General features: G+C 51.8%; 11 protein-coding genes. 4 read left to right on the top strand and 7 right to left on the bottom strand.

What is annotated here, in order from left to right; translation table 11 throughout:
• Positions 1-240 precede the first annotated feature (240 nt).
• The gene (locus tag FE783_RS29805; protein WP_138883043.1) at positions 241-1,167 is read left to right on the top strand and encodes an AraC family transcriptional regulator; all 927 of its coding nucleotides are present in this window, start codon (positions 241-243) and stop codon (positions 1,165-1,167) included.
• A gap of 201 nt (positions 1,168-1,368) precedes the next feature.
• On the opposite strand, the gene FE783_RS29810 is transcribed toward FE783_RS29805, so the two are convergent.
• The 3 genes from FE783_RS29810 to FE783_RS29820 form a co-directional block, all read right to left on the bottom strand.
• Positions 1,369-2,175, bottom strand: a complete 807-nt coding sequence (locus FE783_RS29810) for a polysaccharide deacetylase family protein (protein ID WP_138883044.1) — start codon at positions 2,173-2,175, stop codon at positions 1,369-1,371.
• Between the two features lie 134 nt (positions 2,176-2,309).
• Complete coding sequence (locus FE783_RS29815) at positions 2,310-3,566, bottom strand: exo-alpha-sialidase (protein ID WP_138883045.1); 1,257 nt, start codon at positions 3,564-3,566, stop codon at positions 2,310-2,312.
• A 41-nt stretch (positions 3,567-3,607) separates the two neighbouring features.
• Positions 3,608-4,948, bottom strand: a complete 1,341-nt coding sequence (locus FE783_RS29820; protein WP_158302114.1) for an extracellular solute-binding protein — start codon at positions 4,946-4,948, stop codon at positions 3,608-3,610.
• Between the two features lie 439 nt (positions 4,949-5,387).
• On the opposite strand from FE783_RS29820, the gene FE783_RS29825 reads away from it, so the two are divergent.
• A complete protein-coding gene (locus FE783_RS29825) occupies positions 5,388-5,759 on the top strand; it encodes a vWA domain-containing protein (RefSeq protein WP_138883047.1) in 372 nt (123 codons plus the stop codon).
• On the opposite strand, the gene FE783_RS29830 is transcribed toward FE783_RS29825, so the two are convergent.
• The 3 genes from FE783_RS29830 to FE783_RS29840 form a co-directional block, all read right to left on the bottom strand.
• The gene (locus FE783_RS29830) at positions 5,706-6,989 is read right to left on the bottom strand and encodes a sialidase family protein (RefSeq protein ID WP_138883048.1); all 1,284 of its coding nucleotides are present in this window, start codon (positions 6,987-6,989) and stop codon (positions 5,706-5,708) included. The genes FE783_RS29825 and FE783_RS29830 overlap by 54 nt on opposite strands.
• Before the next feature lie 450 nt (positions 6,990-7,439).
• Positions 7,440-8,057, bottom strand: coding sequence for an NADPH-dependent F420 reductase (locus FE783_RS29835; protein ID WP_238403307.1), 618 nt, complete (start codon positions 8,055-8,057; stop codon positions 7,440-7,442).
• Positions 8,058-8,115: 58 nt separating this feature from the next.
• Positions 8,116-8,511, bottom strand: coding sequence for a MerR family transcriptional regulator (locus tag FE783_RS29840; protein WP_138883050.1), 396 nt, complete (start codon positions 8,509-8,511; stop codon positions 8,116-8,118).
• A 401-nt stretch (positions 8,512-8,912) separates the two neighbouring features.
• On the opposite strand from FE783_RS29840, the gene FE783_RS29845 reads away from it, so the two are divergent.
• Complete coding sequence (locus FE783_RS29845; RefSeq protein WP_158302115.1) at positions 8,913-10,265, top strand: purple acid phosphatase family protein; 1,353 nt, start codon at positions 8,913-8,915, stop codon at positions 10,263-10,265.
• A 98-nt stretch (positions 10,266-10,363) separates the two neighbouring features.
• A complete protein-coding gene (locus FE783_RS29850; RefSeq protein ID WP_158302116.1) occupies positions 10,364-11,461 on the top strand; it encodes a HupE/UreJ family protein in 1,098 nt (365 codons plus the stop codon).
• 131 nt (positions 11,462-11,592) lie between these two features.
• On the opposite strand, the gene FE783_RS29855 is transcribed toward FE783_RS29850, so the two are convergent.
• Positions 11,593-12,096, bottom strand: coding sequence for a DinB family protein (locus FE783_RS29855; RefSeq protein ID WP_138883053.1), 504 nt, complete (start codon positions 12,094-12,096; stop codon positions 11,593-11,595).
• Positions 12,097-12,625: the final 529 nt, after the last annotated feature.

Consider the following 12,625-nt stretch of genomic DNA (forward strand, 5'->3'; position numbering starts at 1 on the left):
GGAGCTCCGCATTGTTAACGCAGGCAACGGTTTGTGGGAGCGCCGTTACATGTGCAAGTCAGCCAACCTCCTTTCACCGTAATGATAATCAACATGGAATGCGGTTACAATCTGTCCGATCGCTCTTCTTTTTAGCCATTTGTGCCATACGACAATCAAAGCTTGAGGAGCTATTAGGCCATTTGCTATGATGATCTCGAGAAGATTATCGCTACTTGCGGGTTTAGGGGGGCAGCGCCAGTGACAATCGATGTCGCTTTGAGGCAAACGATGAATACAATTCAAGTGTTCAACAGCAAATTCGGAAGCAGAGCGCCGGGATGGTCTTACGAGAAGCACTACCACCCGTATTGCGAACTGCTCCACTGCCGGGAAGGCGAGATTCGGCTCGAACTGGAGGGTCGCCTGCTTGTGATGTGTCCGGGAGATTGGTTGATCATCAAATCGCGTGTGAAGCACCGACTGTGGAACGAGGCCGCACAGCCCTACCTTTTTTTTCACGCCCACTTCGATATAGACGATCACGATCTTCGACAGCTGCTGCATGCAGAGCCCTACAAGCATGTCTCCGTTCACGCAGCGTCGGCCGGCTTTCCATCCTTCTTGGGCGATATCGGCCATAGTCTGGAAAAGCTGCTGCGCTACTACGTACCCGAATCCGTCAAACACTTGTATTTGAAAAGCTTCTTGATCAAACAACTGTCGCTTCAGGGCAGACTCATGCTGCAGGCTTATGTGACGCTCGCGATAGCGGAGATGGTGGCGCTGCAGCCGAACAACTCCGCACCCGACAATGAACCAGCCTCGGCGCAGTACAGTTCTTCTATGGAAATCGATACGGCCCACAAGATCGAGCGCATGCTGGAGGAGAACGCACTCACCAACGTTACGATCACGGATTTGGCCGGCCGGCTCGGTCTGAGCCGCACGCAATTCACGAAAATTTTTACGAAGGTGTACGGAATTTCTCCCCGGCAATTCGTCAGCCGCCATAAATTAAATATGGCCAAAATGCTGATCATGAACACCGATGAACCGATCGGTGAAATCGCCAACCAACTCGGTTTTTCGAACATCAACCATTTTTCCCGCCAGTTTCGCCGCTGGGTCGGCAAGCCGCCCAGCCACTACCGCCCCAAATACAAGCTGGACGAGCCAATTCCGTAAGCCGCTCTCATCCGCAACGATAATCAGAAACAGACGAGGTGTAACAAAAAAGGGCTCCGAATCTTTGGCAGAATGGTGTTTGCGAAGACAACATCCCCCAAAGAATGGAGCACCTTTTATGAATCATTGGAAATGCATGAATTGACAGCTTACCAAGCCAACAATAATCGAACAAAACGGCAGGATGAACCGGAACGCAGACTAAGTCAAGTGGACTTGGCTCCCGCCTCCGATCTCCACGATTTCGCCATTCGCTTGAATCCAGACCGGGCTTGCCGACGGATTGTATACGAAAGAACGCGACGCGGAGAACTGAAGCCGGTGAAACGACTTGACATAATCTACGATTTCGATGTTGGTGGCGTACCATATATCGTCTCGGCGTCCCGCACGGGCGCAAAACGTCTCCATCAGCTCCCAATTATTGTCGTTGTCGAACTCGTAGCTATGCCCCCATACATACATTATATACAAGTACTGGCTTTTATTGGCGGCAAGGAAGCTTTCCGTCAAGCTCAATAAGTTTCGATTTCGATTATGGTGGCAAGTCGGCTTCCACTCGTGCCAATCGTCGGGCATTCCGAATCCACCCGTACTTTCCGTGACTCTCGAGTACTCGATCCCGAGCATAGGGAGTATTTCTTTAATCGCTTTGTTGAAAGAGCCGTTCGGATAAGACATTCCTCTTACCGTATATCCGGCTATACTTTCGAGCTCCTTCCGGTCTTCCATAATCTCGTGAACGAGCTGCTCCTTCGGACATCTGGCGATAGTCGGATGCGTCACGGTATGAGCGGAGATTTCATGTCCGCGGAACAGCTCGGCTATATCCTCCCGAGGGACCCGGTCTTTAGCGCCGAACAAGCCGGAATTCAAGTGAAACGTTCCTTTGAGTCCGTAGTCGTTCATCAACTGAACCAATCTCCGGTCAGCATTTCTGCCGTCATCGTAGCTAAGCGTCAGCACTTTGAATTTGCCATGTGGAAAAGTCATCAATACTTTCGTCATCTTCAAAAACTCCTCAATCCGGATATCCGTAAATCAGACGCGGCCAATCGAACGTAATCCACGAACCTTGATTCTATAAGCTTTCGAAATTCAACCTTCAAGAAAAGCCGCCATTAAGCGACTTTTCTTAAAGGTTATACGAGGCGGTTGGGAAGGTCCCATACGATGCGAGCGGCATACACGCTGTTGTCGGCACCCCATAACGCGATCAGTCCGCTCATATGCGGCCCCGATTCGAAAGGGGCCAGTTCCTCGGCCGTATGCGTCAGAAGCAGCCGCCTGCGCATCTCTTTGCCGGACGTGCCGCCGTTCTGCATCCATTCGGATACGGTGACCCAAGTTTCCCGCTCGTTCACGTTCATTACTCCGAAGTTGCATAGACGAGCCCCCCGTTCCGGGACTAATACGCGTTCCGACGATCGGACCAAACACAGCCGTTCCGGATCGACCTCGGCGATAAACAAAGGAGCCCGATGTCTGAAAATGTGATCATTGTTGTCCGTCTTTCTCGTATAGACCAGGAACAGACCGTCGCTATGCGTTACCCAATGCTGCTGGGTGTTGTACGTGGGTACCTCGCTCCCGTCGTCCCAAGTCCAATGTTTCGGTTCCCCGAAATGCAATCCGTCCGCGCTTCGCGTCACGGCGCCGTGATCGTCGGCCCGCAGCGTCAGGAAAAATTCCCCGCCGAACCGGGTCAAGGATGGCTCCGCATAGCCGCGGCCCTTCGGAACCGTGAGCTCCGTACCGTGCTCGATATAGTGCAAGGCTTCGCCGTCAATCCGGCAACGCACGACTGTGGAGCAGCACAATTGCCGATCAATGCCCGGTTCCTTCGTCGATTTCAAGTAATAAACGGGCAGTAAAATATCGCCGTTTTCCAGATCGAAGCGCTGAGTCGATCCCGCACCTGACGCAAATAACGACAAAGGCACCGTCATTTCCCGCCAATCGGTCCAGACCTGCCTTTCCGGATCGTATACCGCATATGCCGTTTTGCGAATCGTCCGCACGATCTCGTCCCCTTTATAGGTTACGGTATGACCGATGCCGAGCAGCTTTCCCGACGCTTCATGCCAAGCGGGAGTAAAATCGCAGATCACTTCCACGAGTCCGTCATGCAGCGCGCGTCGACCGAGCGAAGGCTGTTCGACGGGAGGAGACCACGTCCGCCCCCCATCTTCGGAGCTCATCCCGGTCAATGCATAGAATACATCGCTGCCGGTCAAATCGAGCGGAGACATGGTCAATACAATGGACGGCTTCTCGCCCTTCACGATGCCGGCTCGCGGATGCGTTCGGCAATAAACTTGACCGGGAACGAACCCGGAGCAGATCGTCTCTAGCCGAATGTCAAATCCGGGACTCGCATTCGATTTCTTGCACATCATTCGATCATTGCCTCTCTATTATCGGTTTCATCGGCCAACGGTTACTTGCCCGCGGAGATTTGCGCTTCGATCGCTTTATCCGCCGCTTCCGCCGCCTGTCTAAGCGCAGTGTTCACATCGGCGACGGTTCCAGCCGACAGCTTCTCCATTTCCGCTACAAAAGCGGCGTTGGCTCTGCCGTCATAAGGAGTAACGACGTATGCATCGGCAAAACGCTCCGGAAACCATCCGGATACATTGATGTTTCTTTCTTGCATCCATGCATTGTCTTTGCTATATTCCGCACGGATTTGCGGGTCGTCAATAACCGGCAGGGAGCCGCTTCCGATTCTGGCTTGCTGAAGCTGGTACTCTTTGGAGGCCAAAAAGGCGATAGCTTGGAAAGCCTCATCCTTATGTTTGCTTATGCTCGTCACGCCGAAGAAATTCGGAATCAATCCGCCTCCGACTCCGGGTTTATCGGGAGATATCGGGAAGCTTGCGACGTCCACCCTTCCGTTCCAGTCCTTGCTCAGATTATTGGCCGTCAGCATCATGGCGGCCGTTCCTTTTGTAAATTCGTCGAATTGATTCTTCCATTTCGTGCTTTCCGCATTTACTTCGTTGCCCGGAATATTGTAAAAACGGATCAAATTCGAGACAAGCTTTTGCCACTTCTCGTCCTTGGCGAATAAGGCTTTGTTCGTTGCCGGGTCGACCAGCCCGGCGCCCATCGGGTTAAAAGTGGCCATATAAGTCCAGGCGATTGCAAGCCCCCTGTACTTTACGCCGCCTTCGGTGCGGGCCATCTTTTTGGTCAAATCATACAATTGATCCCAAGTCAAACCTTTCTGAGGATACGAGACCCCGAATTTGTCGAACAGATCTTTATTGTAATACAAATAGAGGCTTCCGACCGCGACAGGCAACCCGTAAAGAGAGCCTCCTCCGAGTCCTTTCAAGGAATCGACCGCCTGCGGAATCAACGAGTTCAAATCAAAGCGATTCCGTTTGATCAGATCGGCATGATCGTACTGCAGCCCGAATGGCTGCAACGATTGCGACACATTGGACAGACTTGCGTACAGCACATCGATAGGCACTCCCGTAGCGACGGCGTCCGCCAGCGTTAGCCCCTCCGAACCGTTAGCTTTGGAAGTTTGATAATATTTCAATGAAATATGCGGATATTTCTTCATAATAGGATTACCGATCGTTTCCATAAACCGTTGCTCGCCATAATTGCCGCCCGAGTAGTAAAACGATAATTCGACAGGCTCCGTACTCGGCTTCTTCTCTTCCGGACTCGCTGACGACTTTCCTTGGCCGCCGGCGCAAGCCGTCAAAAGCAATGCCGGCAAAACGGCGGCAGCGCAAAACCGTAAGTTACTCAACTTTCGCATGGTTGTATCCCCCTCTATTTTACTTGAGTGCATATTTACGGATGCCGCTCCTCGGTGCCCGATCTCACGGGCAGCGGTTATTGTGGGAGCGCCGTTACATGTGCAAGTCGGCCTGCCTCCTTTCACCTAATGATATGTCAGCTTTGAATGCGGTTTCAATCTGTCTGATCGCTCTTCTTTTTATCCATTTGTGCCATAGTCGATCAAAGCTTGAGGAGCCATTAGGCCATTTGCTAGGATGATCTCGAGAAGCTTATCGCTATTGCGGGTTAAGGGGGCGCAATTTGCAGCCTCTTCATCCGATCGACTTCATCTTATACTGAAAATATGGGCAAACCAGACCCCGGTACTCCCCCGGTTACCTAATCGTCCATCCACTCCGGCGCGCGAACACAGCATACAAACTACGCCTTTATCGCACAGACGAGCAAAAACCGCGATGCGGCCTTCCAGGTACTTTCCTATCTGGCTTCGGAACAATACCAAGGCGTCGGAACATCTGGGTCTGCTGCCGGCTTTAAAAAACGCGGAGAAGCTGATTGGATCAGCTGATTGGATCGTGGCGGGCAAAGATGTGAATTCGGCCCTGAGGGATGCGTCCGAACGGGTCGAAAAACGGGTGGCGAGGCTCAAATCGGAACAAAATAAACGCCTGCTGCTAATCAAGGATGGACGCAGCAAAGGAAATGATTTAAGCCGCCTGCATATTACAGGCGGCTTTACACATACGATGAATGTCCCTTCTGCACAAATGCACTCAGCCGCGCAATTGAATGTCGTATCGGTTGATCACACTTTCAATGTTGTGTAGATCGGCACGGTACGGCGCATGTACGACGATTTTGGATCCGGCGGCGTCGAGATACGCATGATGGTTGGAATAATCGACATCGTACCGCGCTGCTTCAACCTCCCGCTGTGCGGTATGCCAAGGGCGCCTCGAATCGATTACCGTGACGCTGTCCCTGACGATACACAGCGTGTCCGTGTCCAACTGCGCGATGCATAGCGGATAACGCGGCATATTCCCGTTCGGATTGTCGTCGGTTATAATACCGACGAAATAAATTCGTCCTTGCTCGCCCTTAACGAGGTCGGGACTGGAGGAGGAGGAAAACATCGGCTGCCCGTCTTCGTAGGTCAGATGAGCCGGCCGCCCCCACGTCCGCCCCTGGTCCCGCGAGACGCTGATGAACTTCGTCCCGAGTATGTCGGGCCGCTTCATATTGCTGCCGCGCAGCACCATGATCAACGTCCCGTCGTCCAGCTCCTGAATGACGGGCTCGTATACCCCGCGAGTGGACTCCTCCGTAGTCACCTCCGCATACGTTTCGCACGCTTCCCAATCGTACTGCAGCTTCTCGGCGTTCCAACTGCCGAGTACGCAGCCGGATTTGAAAAACCCCATTCCCGTCGGATTGTAGATGTCCCCGTCTGTGCCAGCGATCTGCACTTGAATGCCAACGGCCAGCTTGCCCTTGTTGGGGCCGTCGCCGCGAATTTTATGCATTTTGAACAAGGAGGTTACCATGTTCACACCGTATGTAACGCCGGGAAACATACGGTCTCGATCGTACCCCTCTTCGTTTTGATGCATATAGACGGCATCCGTCCAGGTGGCTCCGTTGTCGAAGGACAAGCGGTAATACATTCGTCTTTTTCTGAATAAAGAGTGAATCTCCCCTTTCTCCCACAGCATCTCCGTGACGATCCTGATCAGCGCCCCGCTGTCCTCGTCATACATGCAGTCTCCGGCAATTTTACGCATCATGTCCCGGCCGTGACCGACCCGGTAAGGCAAGTCGAACACATCGACCTCCCGCCATGTTTTTCCGTTGTCCCGGGATACCCGATACAGGACGCCCTCGCCGCTGTCGGATTTGCCGAATATATTGACGAACTGCAGCAAGTTCCCGTATCCGGGACGATTCGGGTTACCGGCATAGACGGAAACGGCGTTAAGCAGAGCATATCCGGGACGCACAATCGCATTCTCATGAATAGCAATTCCGGATACCCGGCTCTCCGTTCGTTCAGCCAAATGACACGCCTTCTTTCTGGAATCGGATTATACGGCTCTATCCTTGGTATATTGGAGCGTGATGTTTTATCGCCCAAAAATTTTAAGGGTCAGTCGTCTCTTATAATGTTACGATGTTTCCCCTTTTGTTAATTTGAGTATATATTTGCCGCTTTATCGCTGTCAATCGTTAATGAAGCCTCTAAAAAAGACGAACATCCGTTCATACAGGGACTGTTTCGCATAATCGGGGAGTTCGGATTTTTTCGTTCTACCCGAATGTGGCGGGCGCGTTCCGTACCGGCTATCGGTTCGATCGTTTCCAGAAGCGGAACGAACGCGACATCGAGCAGCTGCGTGCCCAGCCCATAAGCGCCCATAATGGCACATCGGGCTGTTTCGCTTTGACAGCGGCCAATCCGAAATAACGGACCGCAGTGCTGCGATCCGTTATTTCGGATTGGCCTCGGTTTAAGACGGCTGCGATTCTTCTCTTCGCAGTACCCGGATCGCGTAGTCGCGGCCGAACTGCGGCGAGAGCGCTGTCCAGAACGAAAAGAGCGCCTTTTCGATCTCGGCCATCGCTTCCGGGCCGCCCACGTCCACCATGTCGAATCCTGCTTCTTCGCCCAGCCGCAAGACGATTTGCTTGGCTTCTTCGTCCTCACCGCTCATGAAGAGCGTGGCGTTCGCCACGCCGAACAGCGGGTTCGCGAGCGCCTCCCACATCGACGTATGGAATGCCCGCACGACGCGTGCGCCGTTCGCGATCCTCCGTACTTCCGCGTCAGCCGACCGCCCGTCGAACAAAATCGTCGCATTGACGACGATTTTCCGCTTCAGGTCTCCCGCCTCCTCCAGCACGCGTTCGATTTCCGTGCCGGGAACGGCCAAAACGACGATGTTGCCGAATGCGGCCGCTTCCTTGACGGAAGCCGCTGCAGCGTTCGGGCCGATCGACTCGAGCAGTGTACGCATCCGTTCGCTTTGTGGATCCCGCGAGCCAAACGTCACCAGGTGACCTTGCGCCGCCCATATTTTCCCCAACGTACCTCCGATGTGTCCCGATCCGATTATTGCAATGTTCACGCTCGCATCTCCTCTGCAAGGATTATTGGAGGCTCGAACGCCGGAACTTTCGAAACGTTTACAGCGTCCCGTCCAACAGCTCGTTGTACAGGCGAATATTGTTTTTCGTCCGATTGATCAAATCGTCGAGTTCGTGGCGCTGCGTCTCCATCCGGGCCAAGTGTTCCGTCAGCAGACCAATTCGATCTCGGAGAACAGCTTCGTCTCCGGCGCGCATCGACGAGCGTTCGGACACGCAACGGTTCGTGCTCGTGAACGACTTGATTTCTTCCAAAGACAATCCCATCCGTTTCAAACATTTCAGTCCGGACAACAATCGAAGATCGTCGTCGCTAAACACACGCGCGCCTCCCGACTGTTTACGCCGCGGCATGAGCAGACCGATTTTCTCGTAATACCTGAGCGTATCGTGTCCGAACCCCGTCATCTCTACGACTTGACCGATCGTGTACAACGAGTGCGCCTCCTTTCATTCCGAATTCTACATGCTGGAGTCAACTCCAGGTCAACCCCCGCGAAGCGAATTTTTTTTTTGTTCTTTGGGATCATGCGTACAATCGTGCTTTGTCACAGTTGCTTTATACATGGGTAAGAAGTAACGGAAATCCTTTTTGTGATACGCTTCAACAAAATCTGACATCGAGTTCGTCCATTTGTCTCAATTTCATGCATGGAGTTCCGAGATCGGTCAGATGAAAAATGCTGAAAAAGTCAGTTAGACCGCATGAAAACAGCCAACGTGCCGAAAGTCCCACGCAATCGATCCATATTTTCTTAACGTCTGTTTTACATTCATTTAATACAAGATATTTATCATGGTCCGTGAATACAAAACCTCAAAAGGAGATGAAGAAGATGTTCAAGAAGTCGATGGACAAGCGTTGGATACGTACATCCCTTCTGTTGTCCGCCGTCATGATCGCCGTTCCGACCGTCAATTTCGTTGTCGCCGAAACATTGGCAACGAAGGTACCCGCCGCCGAAGTGCACAAGCCTCTCGTTCTGCCCGACAGGGTGATCATGACGTGGAAGGGCGATACGGCAACCACCCAAGCGGTAACTTGGCGTACGGATGCGAGCGTCACCACGCCTCAAGCCCAGATCGCAGTAGCCGGCGATAACTCCGATTTTGCGGATCATGCGGTTACCGTTCCGGCCGAGAACACTTCCGAAGTGGCTACATACCTGGGATACGCGGAGAAATATCATTCGGTCAACTTCCAAGACCTTTTGCCGGAAACACAATACTTGTATCGCGTAGGCGATGGAGTCAACTGGACGGAGTGGTTCGAGTTTACCACGGCTTCCAAAGAAGCCAAACCGTTCTCGTTCATTTACGTCGGCGACGCTCAAAACAATATTTTGGAGCACTGGTCCCGCGTGATCCGCAATGCCTATTCCGACCTGCCGGAAGCGAGCTTCATCGTCCATGCCGGTGATTTGGTCAATCAAGGCGACGCCGACGATCAATGGGGCGAGTGGTTTAAAGCAGGCGGATGGCTGAACGGCATGGTGCCGAGCATTCCGACCCCCGGCAACCACGAGTACTCCAGAATTTCACAACATACTCCCGCAGGCCTCACGCCTTACTGGCGTCCGACGTTTGCCCTCCCGGAGAACGGTCCGAATGAAGCCGTCTTCAAGGAAAATGTATATTACATTGACTATCAAGGCATGCGCATCGTCTCGCTCGACACGAACCTTCGAGGCGAAAACCTCGACAAACAAGCAGTGTGGCTGGATCAAACGTTGGCGAACAATCCGAATCGATGGACGGTTCTCACGTTCCACCATCCGATCTTCTCTAGCGCCGAAGGTCGCGACAACGCGGAAGTACGGAACAAGCTGCTTCCGATCATTCAGAAATACAATGTCGACCTGGTGCTTCAAGGGCACGATCACACCTATGCGCGCGGCCAAGTTATGAACCGGCAGTCCGGGCAAAAAGTTGTAGCCCCCGACAGCACCACAGTATTCGTGAACTCCGTTTCCGGTCCGAAAATGTATGAGTCTTCCTCGGCCGTTTGGGATAAAAACGGTGCGCAAGTTGACAAAGCCCTTCAAAATACTCAGCTATACCAGCTCGTTCATGTCGACGGCGACGTGCTCCGATACGATGCACGGACGGCAACCGGCAAACCTTTTGACGCGTTCGAGATCCGCAAGCTTCCTAACGGAAAGAAGCAGATGATCGAAACGATGAAGTAAGTATTGATCTTTTCAGAAGCGCGGCAATAGGGATGGAGCCCCTCTCCATCTCTATTGCTTTTCAAAAATCTAGCCGGTTAACCAAGGAAGGATCGACGATGAAACGGATCATAGTAATAGTTGCCGCGTTGTTCTCGGCTCTTGTGCTGACGGTATCGATGCTCGTGCCGATCCCCCGCTCCGCAAGCGCGCATGCCATAGATAACGGATACATGGACGTGCAAATCGAGCCGAATGCGGTGTATGTAGAGCTGCTTCTGGACTTTAATGACTTGGGGAGTGCGGTTTCGCTGCCCGTTGATTTATTGGCTTCACCGTCAGTAGAAGAACTTGAACAAGTGCTTGCCGCCAGAACGGAGCCGTTGTTTGATTACGTAGCTTCGGGGGTCCACATCTACCGTGACGAGGCGCCGATCGAGCCTGAGCTGGTAAGTACAAGCGTCGAGAGGGTGAACGAGGCTCCATTAGCCAGATTCCAATTGGTTTATTCGGGTAAAGGAGATTCCACCCGTATCAAGTATGATCTATTTATCGACGATGTCAACAAGGCTCATACGAATTTAACCCAAATTTCCGGGCCTCAAGGAGATCAGGAATTCATCTTTAGCGCAGCGAACCGGGAGCTGACGGTAGGTGAGCGCAATTGGCTGCGGCAAGCGTGGTTGTTTATCGTCCTGGGTGCGGAGCACATTTTTACCGGGTACGATCACATTCTCTTCGTACTATGCCTGCTGCCTGCTGCTAGAAGCTTGGCCGGTATCGTGGAAGTGGCTACGGCGTTCACGCTCGGACACAGCATCACGCTGGGACTGGCCACGATTGGAGTGGTTCAATTGCCCGGACGGTGGATAGAATCGGCGATTGCCGCCAGTATTGTCTATGTGGCCGCACAAAATATATTCAATAAGGACCCGAAGCACCGTACGATCATGACGCTGTTATTCGGTCTTGTGCACGGATTCGGGTTTGCAGGCATTTTGCAAGGGATGGAGCTCTCCCGCGAAAGCTTGTTGTCCTCCTTGTTATTTTTCAATGTCGGGGTGGAGATCGGACAAATCATCATCATAGCCTTGGTTTTCCCGCTGATTGCGCTCTTGCGGCGATACCGGACTTATCCCCGCTCGGTCTCGGTCGGCTCCGCCGCTGTGATCGCGATAGGCATGTTTTGGTTTATCCAGCGGGTGTTTGAGATATGATTTGAAGGACACAGGCCATTAAGTCTTTTCCCTAGTCGATTATGAGGACAATCTTGCCGCGGCATGCCTCGTTGCTATCAGCCGATGCGCATCCGCGGCCAGTCGAGCGATTAGGATGGGCTTTGTTGGAACTACATTTGTGGGGCGTCCATACCAAACTTTGCCCATTCCTCTTTTGAAGGACCATAAATTCCTGGAACCGTTAACCCTGCCTGTCGCATAAGAACCGTCATTTGTCCTCGATGGTGGCTTTGATGTTGAATCAAAAACATCAATAGTGAACCATTGGGTATCTGTTGACCTATAAAATCGATACACTCTTGTAGTGTATGGTCAGTCCATTCTTTTTTTAATGCCTGTACAAATGCATTACTAGCTTGATGATAACTGTCTGCTATAAACTGAGCCGTAGTAGGAACGGGATAATCTTCGGCTGGGGCATCAAACGTTAAGTTTGTATTTGAAGTAATAATGCGAATGGCAGCAACGGTATGCCAAGCAATACGTCCTAAAGTCCAATTTTGTGAAGTTATTTCCTGTTTAAGTGATTCATCAGTTAGATTACTCAATAGTTTCTGTGTAGCAGCTGCTTCGAACTCCCAAGATTTAAAAAAATGGTCTAAAGTTTGGAACATAAAAAATCCTCCTAAAATTTGTATTCCATTGCATCCCTGTCGAAACTCCTTTGAAGCAACCTACTACTCGTTCTAACACTGCAACGTTTCCGACCCTAGGAGTTGCCATCTTTCACCAATAGAAGTGATTACAGTAATACTTTCCCACAAAATTCAATAGATTTGGGTGACAATACTGTGAAATTGTGGTATGTCTTATACTTTTTTCACGCTCGTATATCGTACAACTCTTACACCAATTCCCTATTAGGCTTAGACATGATACGCCTAAATTTCGCCATCCCTCATAATAATAACAATTTGTTATACAGTACAACCTGCTGAATTGCTCACATCCCGGGAGTTACTTTGTCGCGGGTCTTCAACCTTAGGATTTCTCCGCCAGTTGCCCGCCAGCTACGAGCGATTTGGCTCTCACCTCGAACGGACTTCACCGGCTAGTTGTGCCTAGCATCGCTAGGCGCGCAAACAAAAACTCTCCCTTCGGAATTAACCAAAGGGAAATGATTGGTCGGAAAGCTCATGATTT

This window comes from Paenibacillus mesophilus, assembly GCF_005938385.1.
In the GTDB taxonomy this organism is placed as follows: Bacteria; Bacillota; Bacilli; order Paenibacillales; family NBRC-103111; genus Paenibacillus_AB; species Paenibacillus_AB mesophilus.

Bases quoted from the DNA above. Each gene is read 5' to 3' on its own strand.
- FE783_RS29845 (WP_158302115.1), top strand. From the start codon at position 8,913: ATGTTCAAGAAGTCGATGGACAAGCGTTGGATACGTACATCCCTTCTG.
- FE783_RS29855 (WP_138883053.1), bottom strand. From the start codon at position 12,096: ATGTTCCAAACTTTAGACCATTTTTTTAAATCTTGGGAGTTCGAAGCA.
- FE783_RS29850 (WP_158302116.1), top strand. From the start codon at position 10,364: ATGAAACGGATCATAGTAATAGTTGCCGCGTTGTTCTCGGCTCTTGTG.
- FE783_RS29810 (WP_138883044.1), bottom strand. From the start codon at position 2,175: ATGACGAAAGTATTGATGACTTTTCCACATGGCAAATTCAAAGTGCTG.
- FE783_RS29815 (WP_138883045.1), bottom strand. From the start codon at position 3,566: ATGATGTGCAAGAAATCGAATGCGAGTCCCGGATTTGACATTCGGCTA.
- FE783_RS29820 (WP_158302114.1), bottom strand. From the start codon at position 4,948: ATGCGAAAGTTGAGTAACTTACGGTTTTGCGCTGCCGCCGTTTTGCCG.
- FE783_RS29825 (WP_138883047.1), top strand. From the start codon at position 5,388: ATGCGGCCTTCCAGGTACTTTCCTATCTGGCTTCGGAACAATACCAAG.